The organism is Streptomyces sp. NPDC036984 (assembly GCF_055607665.1).
Genome location: NZ_JBVJRL010000026.1, coordinates 69,231 through 86,220, shown reverse-complemented (window position 1 = coordinate 86,220; position 16,990 = coordinate 69,231). Strand labels below are relative to the sequence as shown.

The following is a 16,990-nucleotide window of genomic DNA, read 5'->3' as shown; positions in this document are numbered from 1 at the left end:
CCGGGACCGGCGTTTTTGGTCGATCGCCCTTCCCTTCATCGCAGTACAGGAGCCCAAGATGTTCGAGGCCGTCGAGGAACTCGTCGCCGAGCACGCCGACCTGGAGAAGAAGCTCGCCGACCCGTCGGTCCACGCCGACCAGGCCAACGCGCGCAAGCTGAACAAGCGCTACGCCGAGCTGACCCCGATCGTCGCCACGTACCGCTCCTGGAAGCAGACCGGCGACGACGTCGAGACCGCGCGCGAGTTCGCCGCCGACGACCCGGACTTCGCCGCCGAGGTCAAGGACCTGGAGAAGCAGCGCGAGGAGCTGACCGAGAAGCTGCGCCTGCTGCTCGTCCCGCGCGACCCGAGTGACGACAAGGACGTCATTCTGGAGATCAAGGCGGGCGCCGGCGGCGACGAGTCGGCGCTGTTCGCCGGCGACCTGCTGCGCATGTACCTGCGCTACGCCGAGCGCGTCGGCTGGAAGACCGAGATCATCGACGCCACCGAGTCCGAGCTGGGCGGCTACAAGGACGTCCAGGTCGCGGTGAAGGCCCGCGGACAGATCGAGCCCGGCCAGGGCGTGTGGGCCCGGCTGAAGTACGAGGGCGGCGTGCACCGCGTGCAGCGCGTCCCGGCCACCGAGTCCCAGGGCCGTATCCACACCTCCGCCGCCGGTGTCCTCGTGACCCCCGAGGCCGAGGAAGTGGACGTCGAGATCAACCCGAACGACCTCCGCATCGACGTCTACCGGTCCTCCGGTCCCGGCGGTCAGTCCGTCAACACCACCGACTCCGCCGTGCGGATCACGCACCTCCCGACCGGTGTCGTCGCCTCCTGCCAGAACGAGAAGAGCCAGCTCCAGAACAAGGAGCAGGCGCTGCGTATCCTGCGCTCCAGGCTGCTCGCCATCGCGCAGGAGGAGGCGGAGAGGGAGGCCGCGGACGCCCGCCGCAGCCAGGTCCGCACCGTCGACCGCTCCGAGAAGATCCGCACCTACAACTTCCCGGAGAACCGCATCTCGGACCACCGCGTCGGCTTCAAGGCGTACAACCTGGACCAGGTCCTGGACGGCGACCTCGACGCGGTGATCCAGGCCTGCGTCGACGCCGACTCGGCGGCGAAGCTCGCGGCCGCGTAAGTAAGGCACGTACGACCACACGGAGGACTTGCGTGAACCTGCTGCTCGCGGAGGTGGCCCAGGCCACCCAGCGGCTGGCCGACGCCGGCGTGCCCTCGCCGCGCACCGACGCGGAGGAGCTCGCCGCGTTCGTGCACGGCGTGAAGCGCGGCGAACTGCACTCCGTGAAGGACGCCGACTTCGACGCCCGGTACTGGGAGGTCATCGCCCGGCGTGAACAGCGCGAGCCGCTCCAGCACATCACCGGGCGGGCCTACTTCCGGTACCTGGAACTCCAGGTCGGGCCGGGGGTGTTCGTGCCGCGCCCGGAGACCGAGTCCGTGGTCGGCTGGGCCATAGACGCCGTACGCGCCATGGACGTGGTCGAGCCGTGCATCGTCGACCTGTGCACCGGCTCCGGCGCCATCGCGCTCGCCCTCGCCCAGGAGGTCCCGCGCTCCCGGGTGCACGCCGTGGAGCTGTCCGAGGAGGCTCTGGTGTGGACCCGCAAGAACGTGGCGGGCTCCAGGGTCGACCTGCGGCAGGGCGACGCGCTGACCGCCTTCCCGGACCTCGACGGCCAGGTCGACCTGGTCATCTCCAACCCGCCGTACATCCCGCTCACCGAGTGGGAGTACGTCGCACCCGAGGCCCGCGACTACGACCCGGAGATGGCGTTGTTCTCCGGGGAGGACGGACTCGACCTCATCCGGGGCATCGAGCGCACCGCACACCGGCTGCTGCGCCCCGGCGGTGTCGTCGTCATCGAGCACGCCGACACCCAGGGCGGCCAGGTGCCGTGGATCTTCACCGAGGAGCGGGGCTGGGCGGACGCTGCCGACCACCCCGACCTCAACAACCGCCCACGGTTCGCCACCGCCCGCAAGGCGCTGCCGTGAGCACCCCGCAGACTTCACCCCCGCAGTACGTGTACGAGGAGGCCCGCTAGTTATGGCACGGCGATACGACACCAACGACGCAACCGACCGCGTGACGGGTCTGCGCGAGGCCGCGTCCGCCGTCCGCCGGGGCGAGCTGGTGGTGCTGCCGACCGACACGGTGTACGGCATCGGCGCGGACGCGTTCTCCTCGGAGGCGGTCGCCGACCTGCTCGCCGCCAAGGGCCGGGGCCGCAACATGCCCACCCCTGTCCTCATCGGCTCCCCGAACACGCTGCACGGCCTGGTCACGGACTTCTCCGAGCTGGCCTGGGAGCTGGTCGACGCGTTCTGGCCGGGTGCCCTGACGCTCGTCGCCAAGCACCAGCCGTCGCTCCAGTGGGACCTCGGCGACACCCGGGGCACGGTCGCCGTGCGCATGCCGCTGCACCCGGTCGCCATCGAACTGCTCACCGAGGTCGGCCCGATGGCCGTCTCCTCCGCCAACCTCACCGGTCACCCGGCGCCGGAGGACTGCGACGCCGCCCAGCAGATGCTCGGCGACTCCGTCTCCGTCTACCTCGACGGCGGCCCCACCCCGGGCAACGTGCCGTCCTCCATCGTGGACGTCTCCCGCGAGGTGCCGCTGCTGCTGCGCGAGGGCGCCATCTCCCCGGAGGAGCTGCGCAAGGTCGTACCCGACCTCGAGGTGGCGAATTGACGGCCCCTGAGTCCCCCGCGCTCGAGGCTCCTGCCCCACTCTCGGCTTCGCCCGAGCGGGGGCACCCCCATGAGCAGGGGGTGCCCCCATGCCCGGCATAGGCGACGGGGGCCGCATCGCGGAGGAGACGACGACGTTCGGGTTTCCGCGCGACACCTTCCGCATCCTCCACGTCAGCACCGGCAACGTGTGCCGCTCGCCCATCACCGAGCGGCTGACCCGCCACTTCGTCGCGGAGCGGCTCGGCGTGCTCGGCGGCGGGCTGGTCGTGGAGAGCGCGGGCACCTGGGGCCACGAGGGCGCGCCCATGGAGGCCAACGCGGAGACCGTGCTGGCCGAGTTCGGCGCGGACGCCACCGGCTTCGTCGGCCGGGAGCTGCTGGACGAGCACGTGATCATGGCCGACCTGGTGCTGACCGCCACCCGCGACCACCGCGCCCAGGTCATCTCCATGGGCCATTCGGCGGGCCTGCGCACCTTCACCCTGAAGGAGTTCACCCGCCTGGTCCGCGCCATAGACCCGACCACCCTGCCGCCCCTGGAGGACGGTGTGGTCATGCGGGCCCGCGCGCTGGTGCGTGCGGCGGCGGCGCTGCGCGGCTGGCTGCTCGCCCCGAACGCGGAGGCGGACGAGGTGTACGACCCGTACGGCGCCCCGCTGACGTTCTTCCGCTCGATCGGGGACGAGATACGCGACGCGCTGGATCCGGTGGTGACGGCGTTGACGGGCGTACCGGCGCGCGCATAAGCCGACATAAACGGGCGTAACAATCGCGCGTGCGCCGCACCCCGGGCCTACATTGGGGATACGTCACCGTCGACCGCCCGGAGTCCGTCATGTCGGTCACCACCCCGTACGAGACCGATGTCCTGCGGCGGCAGGACCCGGCGATGGCCGAGATCCTGCTCGGGGAGCTGGCCCGGCAGTCCACGACACTCCAGCTGATCGCCGCCGAGAACTTCTGTTCACTCGCCGTGCTCGCCGCCCTCGGCTCGCCGCTCGCCAACAAGTACGCCGAGGGCTACCCCGGCGCCCGGCACCACGGCGGCTGCGAGCTCGTCGACGTCGCCGAACGCGCCGCCATCGACCGGGCCAAGGCCCTGTTCGGCGCCGAGCACGCCAACGTCCAGTCGCACTCCGGCTCCTCGGCCGTGCTGGCCGCCTACGCGGCCCTGCTGCGCCCCGGTGACACCGTCCTCGCCCTCGGCCTGCCCTACGGCGGCCACCTCACCCATGGCTCACCGGCGAACTTCTCCGGCCGCTGGTTCGACTTCGTCGGCTACGGCGTCGACGCCGAGACCGGGCTGATCGACCACGACCAGGTGCGCCACCTGGCCCGCAACCACCGGCCCAAGGCCATCGTGTGCGGTTCCATCGCCTACCCCCGCCACATCGACTACGCCTTCTTCCGCGAGGTCGCCGACGAGGTCGGGGCCTATCTGATCGCGGACGCGGCGCATCCGATCGGGCTGGTCGCCGGGGGCGCGGCGCCGAACCCGGTGCCGTACGCGGACATCGTCTGCGCGACCACCCACAAGGTGCTGCGCGGCCCGCGCGGCGGGATGATCCTGTGCGGCGCGGAGCTGGCCGAGCGCGTCGACCGGGCCGTCTTCCCGTTCACCCAGGGCGGCGCCCAGATGCACACCATCGCGGCCAAGGCCGTCGCGTTCGGTGAGGCGGCAACCCCGGCGTTCACCGTGTACGCCCATCAGGTGGTCGCCAACGCCCGGGTGCTGGCCGGTCATCTGGCCGCGGAGGGGCTGGTCGTCACCACCGGCGGCACGGACACCCACCTGATCACCGCGGACCCCGCACCGCTCGGCGTGGACGGCCGCACCGCGCGCGGCCGGCTCCTCGCGGCCGGCCTGGTGCTGGACTGCTGCGCGCTGCCGCACGGCGACGGCCGCGGCCTGCGCCTGGGTACGGCCGCGGTGACCACCCAGGGCATGGGGGAGCCGGAGATGGTGCGGATCGCGGCGCTGCTGGCGGCCGTGCTGCGGGGCGGGACGGAGCCGGCCGCGGCCCGCGAGGAGGTGCGCGCACTCACCGGCCAGTTTCCGCCGTACCCCGGCTGAGCGGGGGTAGGCGGAGTTCCGTACACCCTGGTGTCGTCCCGCTGTGGGCCGGCGCAGGCCGGTCACGGTGCGTGGCGCACAGCTGGGCGTGCAACCATCGTCGCTACCCGGAAGTCCTCATCCACATGCGTCCGTCGCTAGGGTGTGTGGCTGTGATGGCCAGCGAGACCTGTGGGGAAGCCCGTGCGTGAATACCTGCTGACGCTCTGCATCACGGCCGCGGTGACGTATCTGCTGACAGGGCCGGTGCGGAAGTTCGCGATCGTGGCCGGAGCCATGCCGGAGATCCGAGCCCGGGACGTGCACCGGGAACCGACTCCGCGCCTCGGCGGTATCGCGATGTTCTTCGGCCTGTGCGCGGGCCTGCTGGTCGCGGACCACCTGACCAACCTCAACGAGGTCTTCGCCAAGTCGAACGAGCCGCGGGCGCTGCTCTCCGGTGCCGCCCTGATCTGGCTGATCGGCGTCCTGGACGACAAGTTCGAGATCGACGCGCTGATCAAGCTGGGCGGTCAGATGATCGCCGCGGGCGTGATGGTCATGCAGGGTCTGACGATCCTGTGGCTGCCCATCCCGGGCGTCGGCAACGTCGCTCTCACCCAGTGGCAGGGCACGCTGCTCACGGTGGCTCTGGTCGTCATCACGATCAACGCGGTGAACTTCGTGGACGGCCTGGACGGCCTCGCGGCGGGCATGGTGTGCATCGCGGCGGCCGCGTTCTTCCTGTACGCCTACCGGATCTGGTACTCGTACGGCATCGAGGCCGCCGCCCCCGGCACCCTCTTCGCGGCCATCCTGATGGGCATGTGCCTGGGCTTCCTGCCGCACAACATGCACCCCGCGCGGATCTTCATGGGCGACTCGGGTTCGATGCTGATCGGCCTGGTGCTGTCGGCGGGCGCGATCTCCATCACCGGCCAGGTGGACCCGGACGCCCTGGCCCTGTTCACCGGTTCGGAGAAGGCCGCGGTCCACCAGACGGTCCCCGTCTACATCCCGCTGCTGCTGCCGCTGACCATCATCGCCGTGCCGGCCGCCGACCTGGTCCTGGCGATCGTCCGCCGCACCTGGCGCGGTCAGTCCCCGTTCGCCGCCGACCGCGGCCATCTGCACCACCGCCTGCTGGAGATCGGCCACTCGCACAGCCGGGCCGTGCTGATCATGTACTTCTGGTCGGCGCTGATCGGTTTCGGGGCGCTGGCGTACTCCGTGAACTCGGCGTCGATGTGGATCGTGCTGGGCGTGGTCTTCCTGAGCGCGGTCGGCCTGGTCCTGCTGCTCCTCCCGCGCTTCACCCCGCGCGTGCCGGTGTGGGCCCAGCGGTTCGTGCCGCCGCGGTACCGCAGGCGGCGCGGGGCTCCCGAGGCCGCCGTGGCGGCGGGGACCGCGGAAGCGGAGGCCCCGGAGGCGGAGGAGCGCGCCCCGGTCACGGCCGGCGTCTCGGGTGTCAACGGCGCGACCGCGATCGGTGCCCGTTCGCGTTTCAGCGACCGCCGTTGAGACGGCCAAGGTAAGAATCTGACTAGAGCATTGCCAAGTCGTGGGGGAGCAAACCCCCCTAATACCAGACAAGTCGGTGCTGTTCTTGCACAGACGCGCACGGTCACTCTCATGTGTGACAGCAAGCACACCAACCAGGTAAAGACCTCATCAAATAGTTTGTGATACGGTTCACGAGAACCCCGGATAGAGCCGAAGGACCCAGTGCGATGGTCCATCGGTGTGAGGTCTCGACCCCCTCGGCCCGGGACTACGCTCGTCCATGACGACACCCTGCCCCCTGTGAAAGCGGAGTTGCCGCCATGCCGTCCAATGACGCCCGGAACCTCATGCAGATCGCTGTGCCCACAGCGGCTGCGGGCGCGATCGCCGTCGCTGTGAGCGCCGCGGTCGCGGGGGGTAAGGGTGCGCTCGGCGCGGCCGTCGGTACGGTGCTGGCCATCCTGTTCATGGGGATCGGCCTCTACGTGCTCCAGTGGACGGCAAAAACGCTCCCGCAGCTGTTTCAGGCGATGGGGCTCATGCTCTACGTCGCCCAGCTGCTGCTCCTCCTGATCTTTGTCGCTGTTTTCAAGGACACCTCCCTCTTCAACGCGAAGACGTTCGCCGTGTCGCTCGTCGTCGCGACCGTCGTGTGGATGGCTGTGCAGGCACGCGCGCACATGAAGGCCAAGATCTTCTACATCGACCCGGACTCCGCGAAGAGTGAGAAGCCCGAGAAGACAGGGCCGAAGCCGTGAGGGGTAGGGGCGGGATAAAGGCTTGTGAGATCTCCTGCTATCGTCCGGTGCCAACTGCGGCATCGCGGGCGCGGGCATCTGAGCTGACGCCTGCTCAATCGCGAGGCTCGATGCCCCCCAGCCGCCCCCACATCCGTAACACCAGTCCGGTGCCGATCCGCGGCCGTGTGCCGCGCCGACACAACGAGGTTGCCGTACCTATGCGTCACGCCGAAGGAGCCCGCGGTGAGTGCTGACCAGACCCAGCTCGCCTTTGACTGGAGTTGTCGGATCATGTCCGACAACGGGTGTGGCTTCCCGGCTCCGGGCCTGCACTCGTTCTTGTTCAAGCCGATCGCCACGGTCGGGGGCTTCGAGTTCAACAAGGTGATGCTGCTCGCGCTCATCACCACCGTGCTCGTCGTCGCGTTCTTCTGGGCCGCCTTCGGCAAGGCCAAGGTCGTCCCGGGCAAGCTTCAGATGGTCGGCGAGGCCGGCTACGACTTCGTGCGCCGCGGCATCGTGTACGAGACCCTCGGCAAGCGCGAGGGCGAGAAGTGGGTGCCGCTCATGGTCTCCCTCTTCTTCTTCATCTGGATCATGAACATCTGGTCCGTGGTTCCGCTGGCCCAGTTCCCGGTCGCCTCGGTCTTCGCCTTCCCGGTCGTCCTGGCCGCGCTCGTCTGGATCCTCTGGGTCGGGCTGACGTTCAAGCGCCACGGTTTCGTCGGTTTCTTCAAGAACGTGACCGGCTACGACAAGTCGCTCGGTGCGGTGCTGCCGCTCGTCATGGTCATCGAGTTCCTCTCGAACCTGTTCGTCCGCCCGTTCACGCACGCGGTGCGACTCTTCGCCAACATGTTCGCCGGTCACCTGATGCTGGTGATGTTCACCGTCGCCTCCTGGTACCTGCTGAACAGCTGGATGATCCCCGCGGCCGGCGTGTCCTTCGTCATGACCGTCGTCATGATCCTCTTCGAGCTTTTCGTGCAGGCCGTCCAGGCGTACGTCTTCGTGCTCCTCGCCTGCTCCTACATTCAGGGCGCTCTCGCCGAGCACCACTGAGCCGAACCACCCGCCCCGTAAATCCCAGACGTCCGGTGGCCAACCCCCACCGGTCCATGAAAGAGAAGGAAGAACCGGCATGTCCGCTCTCCAGACCCTTGCCGCCGAGTCCGGTGTCCACGGCTCCCTCGGTTCCATCGGCTACGGCCTTGCGGCCATCGGCCCCGGCGTCGGCGTCGGCATCATCTTCGGTAACGGCACCCAGGCCCTGGCCCGTCAGCCCGAGGCCGCCGGTCTGATCCGCGCCAACCAGATCCTGGGCTTCGCCTTCTGTGAGGCGCTCGCCCTCATCGGCATCGTTATGCCGTTCGTGTTCGGTAAGTAATCACCCTTACCTGACACGGATCGACGAAAGGCACTGATGTGATCGCCAACCTGGTACAGCTGGCGGCCGAGGAAGAGCAGAACCCGCTCATTCCGGCCGGCCCTGAGCTGCTCGTCGGCACCATCGCCTTCGCCATCGTGTTCTTCTTCTTCTGGAAGAAGCTGCTTCCGAACATCAACAAGGTTCTGGAGGAGCGCCGCGCGGCGATCGAAGGCGGTATCGAAGAGGCCGACGCCATGAAGGTCGAGGCCCAGAGCGTCCTTGAGCAGTACAAGGCCCAGCTCGCCGAAGCCCGGCACGAGGCCGCGCGCCTGCGCCAGGAGGCGCAGGAGCAGGGTGCCGCGCTCATCGCCGAGATGCGGGCCGAGGGCCAGCGGCAGCGCGAGGAGATCGTCGCCGCCGGTCACGCCCAGATCGAGGCCGACCGCAAGGCCGCCGCGTCCGCGCTGCGTCAGGACGTCGGCAAGCTCGCCACCGACCTGGCCGGCAAGCTCGTCGGCGAGTCCCTCGAGGACCACGCCCGCCAGAGCCGTGTGATCGACCGCTTCCTCGACGAGCTCGAGGAGAAGGCCGAGGCCACGCGATGAACGGAGCGAGCCGCGAGGCCCTGGCAGCCGCACGTGAGCGTCTCGACGCGCTGACGGACTCCACGTCCGTGGACGCCGTGCAGCTCGCGGACGAGCTGGCGGCCGTCACCGCGCTGCTCGACCGCGAGGTCGGCCTGCGCCGGGTTCTCACCGACCCGGCGCAGCCCGGAGAGGTAAAGGCTCAGCTGGTCCAGCGCCTGATCGGTGGCCAGGTCAGCGGTACCACCGCCGACCTGGTGTCCGGGCTGGCCCGGTCCCGCTGGTCGCAGTCGCGCGACCTGGTGGACGCGCTGGAGGAGCTGGCGGGCATCGCCGACCTCACGGCCGCGGAGAAGACGGGCACGCTCGACGACGTCGAGGACGAGCTGTTCCGGTTCGGCCGGATCGTCTCCTCCAACACCGACCTGCGCGCCGCGCTCACCGACCGTGCCGCCGGCACCTCGGCCAAGACCGAGCTGCTGCGCCGGCTGCTGGGCGGACGGGCCAAGCCGGCCACCGAGCGTCTGGTGACGCGCCTCGCGACCGCGCCGCGTGGACGTAGCCTGGAAGCGGGACTGGAGTCCCTGTCCAAGCTCGCCGCCGAGCGCCGGAACCGTATGGTCGCCGTCGTCACCTCGGCGGTGCCGCTGAGCGACGGGCAGAAGGAGCGCCTCGGCGCCTCCCTGGCCAAGCTCTACGGGCGTCGGATGCACCTGAACCTCGACGTCGACCCCGAGGTCGTCGGCGGCATCCGGGTGCAGGTCGGTGACGAGGTCATCAACGGCTCGATCGCGGACCGGCTGGACGAGGCCGCCCGCCGCATGGCGAGCTAGCAGCAACTCGATATCTCGACACGTCGAGAAAAGCAGTACGTAATTACGGCCCTGGTTGGGCCGTGCAGAGGATTCACCCTTTTCCAGGGGGGAGTCCCCATCCCCCCAAAGTGAAACTTCGGGCCCAACAAGGAGAGCAGGGAACCCAGATGGCGGAGCTCACGATCCGGCCGGAGGAGATCCGGGACGCGCTGGAGAACTTTGTCCAGTCGTACAAGCCGGACGCGGCCTCGCGCGAGGAGGTCGGTACGGTCACCGTCGCCGGCGACGGTATCGCCAAGATCGAGGGTCTGCCCTCGGCCATGGCGAACGAGCTGCTGAAGTTCGAGGATGGCTCCCTCGGTCTCGCGCTGAACCTGGAAGAGCGCGAGATCGGTGCGGTCGTCCTGGGCGAGTTCAGCGGCATCGAGGAGGGTCAGCCGGTCACGCGCACCGGTGAGGTCCTCTCCGTCGCGGTCGGCGAGGGCTACCTCGGCCGTGTCGTCGACCCGCTCGGCAACCCGATCGACGGCCTCGGCGAGATCGAGACCGACGGCCGCCGCGCCCTCGAGCTGCAGGCACCCACGGTCATGCAGCGCAAGTCGGTGCACGAGCCGATGGAGACCGGCTACAAGGCCGTCGACGCGATGACCCCGATCGGCCGTGGCCAGCGTCAGCTGATCATCGGTGACCGCCAGACCGGCAAGACCGCCCTGGCCGTCGACACGATCATCAACCAGCGCGACAACTGGCGCTCGGGCGACCCGAAGAAGCAGGTCCGCTGCATCTACGTCGCCATCGGCCAGAAGGGCTCCACCATCGCCGGCGTGCGCCGCGCGCTGGAGGAGAACGGCGCGCTGGAGTACACGACCATCGTCGCCGCCCCGGCGTCCGACCCGGCCGGCTTCAAGTACCTGGCGCCGTACACCGGTTCGGCCATCGGCCAGCACTGGATGTACCAGGGCAAGCACGTCCTGATCATCTTCGACGACCTGTCGAAGCAGGCCGACGCCTACCGCGCCGTGTCGCTGCTGCTGCGCCGTCCGCCGGGCCGTGAGGCCTACCCGGGTGACGTCTTCTACCTGCACTCCCGGCTGCTGGAGCGCTGCGCCAAGCTCTCCGACGACATGGGTGCCGGTTCGATGACCGGTCTGCCGATCGTCGAGACCAAGGCCAACGACGTCTCGGCGTTCATCCCGACCAACGTCATCTCCATCACCGACGGCCAGTGCTTCCTGGAGTCGGACCTGTTCAACGCCGGTCAGCGCCCCGCGCTGAACGTCGGTATCTCCGTCTCCCGAGTCGGTGGTTCCGCGCAGCACAAGGCGATGAAGCAGGTCTCCGGCCGCCTCCGTGTCGACCTCGCCCAGTTCCGTGAGCTGGAGGCGTTCGCCGCCTTCGGTTCCGACCTGGACGCGGCCTCGAAGTCGCAGCTGGAGCGCGGTCAGCGCATGGTCGAGCTGCTGAAGCAGGACCAGTACCAGCCGATGTCCACCGAGGACCAGGTCGTCTCCGTCTGGGCCGGCACCACCGGCAAGATGGACGACGTGCCGGTCGCCGACATCCGCCGCTTCGAGAAGGAGCTGCTGGAGTACCTGCACCGCAAGGAGCAGGGCCTCATGACCTCCATCCGCGAGGGCGGCAAGATGTCCGACGACACCCTGACGGCCGTCGCCGACGCGATCGTGGACTTCAAGAAGCAGTTCGAGACCTCGGACGGCAAGCTGCTCGGCGAGGACACTCCGGCCGCTGCCGCCAAGTGACGTAAGGAAGGGACCTGACTCATGGGAGCCCAGCTCCGGGTCTACAAGCGTCGCATCCGATCCGTCACCGCGACCAAGAAGATCACCAAGGCGATGGAGATGATCGCCGCCTCGCGCGTCGTCAAGGCGCAGCGCAAGGTGGCGGCCTCCACGCCGTACGCGACCGAGCTCACGCGCGCGGTCACGGCGGTCGGCACGGGATCGAACACCAAGCACCCGCTCACCACGGAGGCGGAGAACCCGAGCCGTGCCGCGGTCCTGCTCCTCACGAGCGACCGTGGTCTGGCCGGCGCCTTCAACTCCAACGCCATCAAGGCCGCGGAGCAGCTGACCGAGCGCCTGGAGCGCGAGGGCAAGCAGGTCGACACGTACATCGTCGGCCGGCGCGGTGTCGCCCACTACAACTTCCGTGAGTGCAAGATCGCGGAGTCGTGGACGGGCTTCACCGACGAGCCGTCGTACGCGGACGCCAAGAAGGTCGCGGCGCCGCTGATCGAGGCCATCGAGAAGGACACGGCCGAGGGTGGTGTGGACGAGCTCCACATCGTCTTCACCGAGTTCGTCTCGATGATGACGCAGACGGCGCTCGACGCCCGGCTGCTGCCGCTGCGCCTCGACGAGGTCGCGCAGGAGGCCGCCCCCAAGGGCGAGATCCTCCCGCTGTACGACTTCGAGCCGTCGGCGGAGGACGTCCTCGACGCCCTGCTGCCGCGCTACGTGGAGAGCCGTATCTACAACGCGCTGCTCCAGTCGGCCGCTTCGAAGCACGCCGCCACGCGGCGCGCGATGAAGTCGGCCACCGACAACGCGGGCGAGCTGATCAACACGCTCTCCCGGCTTGCCAACGCGGCCCGCCAGGCCGAAATCACCCAGGAAATCAGCGAGATCGTCGGTGGCGCGAGCGCCCTGGCCGACGCGACCGCGGGGAGTGACCGATAAATGACCACCACTGTTGAGACCGCGACGGCTACGGGCCGCGTCGCCCGGGTCATCGGCCCGGTCGTCGACGTGGAGTTCCCCGTCGACGCGATGCCGGAAATCTACAACGCCCTTCACGTCGAGGTGGCCGACCCGGCGAACGAGGGTCAGAAGAAGACGCTGACCCTGGAGGTCGCCCAGCACCTGGGTGACGGCCTGGTCCGCACCATCTCCATGCAGCCGACCGACGGTCTGGTCCGCCAGGCCCCGGTCGTCGACACCGGCGACGGCATCACCGTCCCGGTCGGCGACTTCACCAAGGGCAAGGTGTTCAACACCCTCGGTGAGGTGCTGAACGTCGACGAGACCTACGAGGGCGAGCGCTGGTCCATCCACCGCAAGGCCCCGAACTTCGACGAGCTCGAGTCGAAGACCGAGATGTTCGAGACCGGCGTCAAGGTCATCGACCTTCTCACCCCGTACGTCAAGGGTGGCAAGATCGGCCTGTTCGGTGGTGCCGGTGTCGGCAAGACGGTGCTCATCCAGGAGATGATCTACCGCGTCGCCAACAACCACGACGGTGTCTCCGTGTTCGCCGGTGTCGGTGAGCGCACCCGTGAGGGCAACGACCTCATCGAGGAGATGTCGGACTCGGGCGTCATCGACAAGACCGCGCTGGTCTTCGGTCAGATGGACGAGCCCCCGGGCACCCGTCTGCGCGTCGCGCTGGCCGGCCTCACCATGGCCGAGTACTTCCGTGACGTCCAGAAGCAGGACGTGCTGTTCTTCATCGACAACATCTTCCGCTTCACGCAGGCCGGTTCCGAGGTCTCCACCCTGCTCGGCCGTATGCCGTCCGCGGTGGGTTACCAGCCGAACCTGGCCGACGAGATGGGTCTCCTCCAGGAGCGCATCACCTCGACCCGCGGTCACTCGATCACCTCGATGCAGGCGATCTACGTCCCCGCCGACGACCTGACCGACCCGGCCCCGGCCACCACCTTCGCCCACCTCGACGCGACGACGGTTCTGTCCCGTCCGATCTCCGAGAAGGGCATCTACCCGGCCGTGGACCCGCTGGACTCCACGTCCCGGATCCTGGACCCGCGCTACATCACGCAGGACCACTACAACGCGGCCATGCGCGTGAAGACGATCCTGCAGAAGTACAAGGACCTCCAGGACATCATCGCGATCCTCGGTATCGACGAGCTGGGCGAGGAGGACAAGCTCGTCGTCCACCGTGCCCGTCGTGTGGAGCGCTTCCTGTCCCAGAACACCCACGTCGCCAAGCAGTTCACCGGCGTGGACGGTTCGGACGTGCCGCTCGACGAGTCGATCGCCGCGTTCAACGCGATCTGCGACGGTGAGTACGACCACTTCCCCGAGCAGGCGTTCTTCATGTGCGGTGGCCTCGAGGACCTCAAGGCCAACGCCAAGGAGCTGGGCGTCTCCTGAGCCTCGTGCTCTGACTGAGGGGGCGGGCGCGTCCCGCCCCCTCATCCACGCCTACTAGAATTGACCCCAACACCCGGCACTACCGCCGGGTGGTGACCCGAGGAGCCACCCTTGGCTGCTGAGCTGCACGTCGAGCTGGTCGCCGCCGACCGCCAGGTCTGGTCCGGCGAGGCCACCCTGGTCGTCGCGCGCACCACGTCCGGCGACATCGGCGTCATGCCCGGTCACCAGCCGCTGCTCGGTGTGCTGGAGTCGGGCCCGGTGACCATCCGTACGAGTGATGGTGGAACGGTCGTCGCCGCGGTGCACGGCGGTTTCATCTCGTTCGCGGACAACAAGCTCTCGCTGCTGGCCGAGATCGCCGAGCTGTCGGACGAGATCGATGTCCAGCGCACGGAGCGAGAGCTGGAGCGCGCGAAGGCGGAGGGCGACGCCGCCGCCGAGCGCCGCGCGGACGTACGACTTCGCGCGGCGACGGCGCGCTGAACCAGCCGCGCTGTACGTTGACGTCACTCAGCCGCGGCCGGCCCGGAGCAATCCGGTGCCGGTCGCGGCTGAGGCAGATGTGGATGTTTTTTCCGTTTCATTACTCAGTGGCAGACGCAGTTCCACTGCCTGAGAGACGAGGAGGTCGGTCGCGATGGTCCTCGCTCTGACTGTGTGCGGGATCGTGGTCGCACTCGTGGTGGTGGGGCTGTTCCTGTTCGGCCTGCGCCGCAGGCTCATCCAGCGCTCCGGCGGCACGTTCGACTGCTCGCTGCGCTGGGACGTGGCCGAGAAACCGGACACGGGCGGCAAGGGCTGGAGCTACGGGGTCGCCCGCTACAACGGTGACCGCATCGAGTGGTACCGGGTCTTCTCCTACGCCCCCCGCCCCCGCCGCATCCTGGAGCGGGCGCAGATCGAGGTGGCCGGCCGCCGGCTGCCCGAGGGCGAGGAGGAGCTGGCGCTGCTGTCCGACGCGGTGGTGCTGGCCTGTACGCACCGGGGCACCCGCCTGGAACTGGCCATGAGCGAAGATGCGCTGACCGGTTTTCTCGCGTGGCTGGAGGCAGCCCCGCCCGGACAGCGGGTGAATGTGGCGTAGCCGGGGAAAAGGCCGCCGCGGGCGGGCTCGTGGCCCACCCGCGGCGGTGTCGTACGGTGGACTCGGTCAGCTCAGTCCGCTGTTGATGGCGCTCACGAGTTCACCGTTGCCGGTGTCGCCGCTGAACTCCCAGAAGAAGGCGCCGCCGAGGCCCTGGTTCTTGGCCCAGGTCATCTTGGAGGCGATGGTGGCGGGGGTGTCGTACGACCACCAGTTGCTGCCGCAGTGCGCGTACGCGGTGCCGGCGACGGTGCCGGTGGCCGGACAGGACGACTTCAGGACCTTGTAGTCCTCGATGCCCTGCTCGTAGGTGCCGGCCGCCGGGCCGGTGGCGGTGCCGCCGGGGGCGTCCTGGGTGACGCCGGTCCAGCCGCGGCCGTAGAAACCGATGCCGATGAGCAGCTTCTTCGCGGGCACGCCGATCGCCTTGAACTTCGCCATCGCGTCGGCGGTGGTGAAGCCCGCCTTCGGGATGCCGTTGTACGAGGTGAGCGGGGAGTGCGGGGCGGTCGGGCCCTTGGCGTCCCAGGCGCCGAAGAAGTCGTACGTCATCACGTTGTACCAGTCGACGTACTGGGCGGCGCCCGCGTAGTCCGCGGCCTCGATCTTGCCGCCGGCCGAGCCGTCGGCCGTGGTCGCGGCGGTGACCAGGTTGTTCGAGCCGAACTTGGCGCGCAGCGCGGACATCAGGTTCTTGAAGGCCGCCGCACCGGAGGTGTCACAGGTCAGACCGCAGGCGTTCGGGTACTCCCAGTCGATGTCGATGCCGTCGAAGACGTCGGCCCAGCGCGGGTCCTCGACCAGGTCGTAGCAGGACTGGGCGAAGGCCGCCGGGTTCTTCGCGGCGTCGGCGAAGCCGCCGGACCAGGTCCAGCCGCCGAAGGACCACAGCACCTTGATGTTCGGGTACTTCGCCTTCAGCTGGCGCAGCTGGTTGAAGTTGCCGCGCAGCGGCTGGTCCCAGGTGTCGGCGACGCCGCTGACGGACTGGTCCGCGGTGAACGCCTTGTCGTAGTCGGCGTAGGAGTCGCCGATCGCGCACTTGCCGCCGGTGACGTTGCCGAAGGCGTAGTTGATGTGCGTGATCTTCGAGGCGGAGCCGGACGTCACCAGGTTCTTGACGTTGTAGTTCCGGCCGTAGATGCCCCACTCGGTGAAGTAGCCGAGCTTGACCTTGTCGCCGGTGGGCGGGGGAGTGGTGCCGCCGCCGGTGGTGTGCACCTTGGCCGCTCCGCTGACCGGGCCGGTCTGGTCGGCGGTGTCGCGGGCCTGGACGGTGTAGGAGTAGTCGGTGCCGGCGGTGAGGCCGGTGTCGGTGTACGACGTGGTGGTGACCGTCGCGACCTTGGTGCCGTCGCGCAGGACGTCGTAGTTCTTGATGCCCTTGTCGTCGGTGGCCGCGCTCCAGCCGAGCTTCACCGAGGTGTCGGTGATCGAGGAGGCGGTGGGGGTGCCGGGCGCGGACGGGGCGGCGTCACCCGGGACCGTCGTACCGTCACAGCTGTCGCCGTTCAGCTTGCAGTTGGACGGGGATCCGGAGCCCGTGCCGTTGAAACCGAAAGAGACGGAGGCGCCGGGGGCGATGGTGCCGTTGTAGGACTTGTTCTTCGCGGTCCAGTGGGTGCCGGAGCCGGTGACGTCAGCGTCCCAGGCGGAGGTGACGGACGTACCGGACGGGAAGTCCCACTCGACGGTCCAGGAACTGATGCTGCTGGTACCGGTGTTCTTGATGGTCCACTGACCACCGAAGCCGGTGCCCCAGTCGCTGGTCTTGGTGAAGCCGGCCGTCGCGTTCGCCGCGGCCTGGGCCGGGCTCGCGAGACCGACCAGGCCGGCCAGGGGGAGCAGCAGGGTCGCGAACCCTGCCGCGGCTCTGTGTCTGAAGCGCATGCTGCGCCTCCCTCGTCATCGGGGGTGTCAGGGGCATGACTGAGCCTTCATGCCCACGGTGCTGCGAGGGTAGGAAGGTCTGGACCACAGGTCAATAGGTCTGGACC

General features: G+C 68.9%; 17 protein-coding genes. 16 read left to right on the top strand and 1 reads right to left on the bottom strand.

The features are described from left to right. Positions 1-58 precede the first annotated feature (58 nt). The 16 genes from prfA (at position 59) to ACZ7DL_RS33195 (ending at position 14,993) form a co-directional block, all read left to right on the top strand. Positions 59-1,126 (top strand): peptide chain release factor 1, encoded by a 1,068-nt coding sequence (gene prfA / locus ACZ7DL_RS33270; protein WP_470779940.1) that lies wholly within the window; start codon positions 59-61, stop codon positions 1,124-1,126. A gap of 32 nt (positions 1,127-1,158) precedes the next feature. Continuing rightward, positions 1,159-2,004, top strand: coding sequence for a peptide chain release factor N(5)-glutamine methyltransferase (gene prmC, locus ACZ7DL_RS33265; RefSeq protein WP_356855071.1), 846 nt, complete (start codon positions 1,159-1,161; stop codon positions 2,002-2,004). 52 nt (positions 2,005-2,056) lie between these two features. After that, entirely contained in the window at positions 2,057-2,704 is a 648-nt protein-coding gene (locus ACZ7DL_RS33260) for an L-threonylcarbamoyladenylate synthase (protein ID WP_470779938.1), read from the top strand. Positions 2,705-2,792: 88 nt separating this feature from the next. Continuing rightward, the gene (locus ACZ7DL_RS33255) at positions 2,793-3,452 is read left to right on the top strand and encodes an arsenate reductase/protein-tyrosine-phosphatase family protein (protein WP_470779936.1); all 660 of its coding nucleotides are present in this window, start codon (positions 2,793-2,795) and stop codon (positions 3,450-3,452) included. A gap of 89 nt (positions 3,453-3,541) precedes the next feature. Further along, positions 3,542-4,780, top strand: a complete 1,239-nt coding sequence (locus tag ACZ7DL_RS33250) for a serine hydroxymethyltransferase (protein WP_470779969.1) — start codon at positions 3,542-3,544, stop codon at positions 4,778-4,780. Between the two features lie 183 nt (positions 4,781-4,963). Beyond that, positions 4,964-6,280 (top strand): MraY family glycosyltransferase, encoded by a 1,317-nt coding sequence (locus tag ACZ7DL_RS33245; protein WP_470779935.1) that lies wholly within the window; start codon positions 4,964-4,966, stop codon positions 6,278-6,280. 302 nt (positions 6,281-6,582) lie between these two features. Beyond that, entirely contained in the window at positions 6,583-7,020 is a 438-nt protein-coding gene (locus tag ACZ7DL_RS33240) for a hypothetical protein (RefSeq protein WP_470779933.1), read from the top strand. A gap of 273 nt (positions 7,021-7,293) precedes the next feature. Then, on the top strand, positions 7,294-8,064 hold the full coding sequence (atpB, locus tag ACZ7DL_RS33235) for a F0F1 ATP synthase subunit A (RefSeq protein ID WP_470779931.1): 771 nt from the start codon (positions 7,294-7,296) through the stop codon (positions 8,062-8,064). Between the two features lie 79 nt (positions 8,065-8,143). After that, positions 8,144-8,389: an ATP synthase subunit c family protein gene (locus tag ACZ7DL_RS33230; protein WP_470779930.1), complete on the top strand. Its 246-nt coding sequence runs from the start codon at positions 8,144-8,146 to the stop codon at positions 8,387-8,389. A 38-nt stretch (positions 8,390-8,427) separates the two neighbouring features. Then, on the top strand, positions 8,428-8,976 hold the full coding sequence (locus tag ACZ7DL_RS33225; RefSeq protein WP_470779928.1) for a F0F1 ATP synthase subunit B: 549 nt from the start codon (positions 8,428-8,430) through the stop codon (positions 8,974-8,976). Beyond that, positions 8,973-9,788, top strand: a complete 816-nt coding sequence (locus tag ACZ7DL_RS33220; RefSeq protein ID WP_470779926.1) for a F0F1 ATP synthase subunit delta — start codon at positions 8,973-8,975, stop codon at positions 9,786-9,788. The genes ACZ7DL_RS33225 and ACZ7DL_RS33220 overlap by 4 nt, the downstream gene beginning before the upstream one ends. Positions 9,789-9,937: 149 nt before the next feature. Continuing rightward, positions 9,938-11,530 carry a F0F1 ATP synthase subunit alpha gene (atpA, locus tag ACZ7DL_RS33215; RefSeq protein WP_470779924.1) on the top strand — a complete coding sequence of 531 codons (1,593 nt, stop codon included), beginning with the start codon at positions 9,938-9,940 and terminating at the stop codon, positions 11,528-11,530. Positions 11,531-11,551: 21 nt separating this feature from the next. After that, positions 11,552-12,469 carry a F0F1 ATP synthase subunit gamma gene (locus ACZ7DL_RS33210; protein ID WP_470779922.1) on the top strand — a complete coding sequence of 306 codons (918 nt, stop codon included), beginning with the start codon at positions 11,552-11,554 and terminating at the stop codon, positions 12,467-12,469. After that, a complete protein-coding gene (atpD, locus tag ACZ7DL_RS33205) occupies positions 12,470-13,906 on the top strand; it encodes a F0F1 ATP synthase subunit beta (RefSeq protein WP_470779920.1) in 1,437 nt (478 codons plus the stop codon). It begins immediately after the preceding gene. A 111-nt stretch (positions 13,907-14,017) separates the two neighbouring features. Beyond that, entirely contained in the window at positions 14,018-14,392 is a 375-nt protein-coding gene (locus ACZ7DL_RS33200; protein WP_470779918.1) for a F0F1 ATP synthase subunit epsilon, read from the top strand. A gap of 154 nt (positions 14,393-14,546) precedes the next feature. Then, a complete protein-coding gene (locus ACZ7DL_RS33195) occupies positions 14,547-14,993 on the top strand; it encodes a DUF2550 domain-containing protein (RefSeq protein ID WP_470779916.1) in 447 nt (148 codons plus the stop codon). 66 nt (positions 14,994-15,059) lie between these two features. Here ACZ7DL_RS33195 and ACZ7DL_RS33190 read toward each other — a convergent pair whose 3' ends face one another. Beyond that, positions 15,060-16,883, bottom strand: coding sequence for a glycosyl hydrolase family 18 protein (locus tag ACZ7DL_RS33190; RefSeq protein WP_470779914.1), 1,824 nt, complete (start codon positions 16,881-16,883; stop codon positions 15,060-15,062). Positions 16,884-16,990 lie beyond the last annotated feature (107 nt).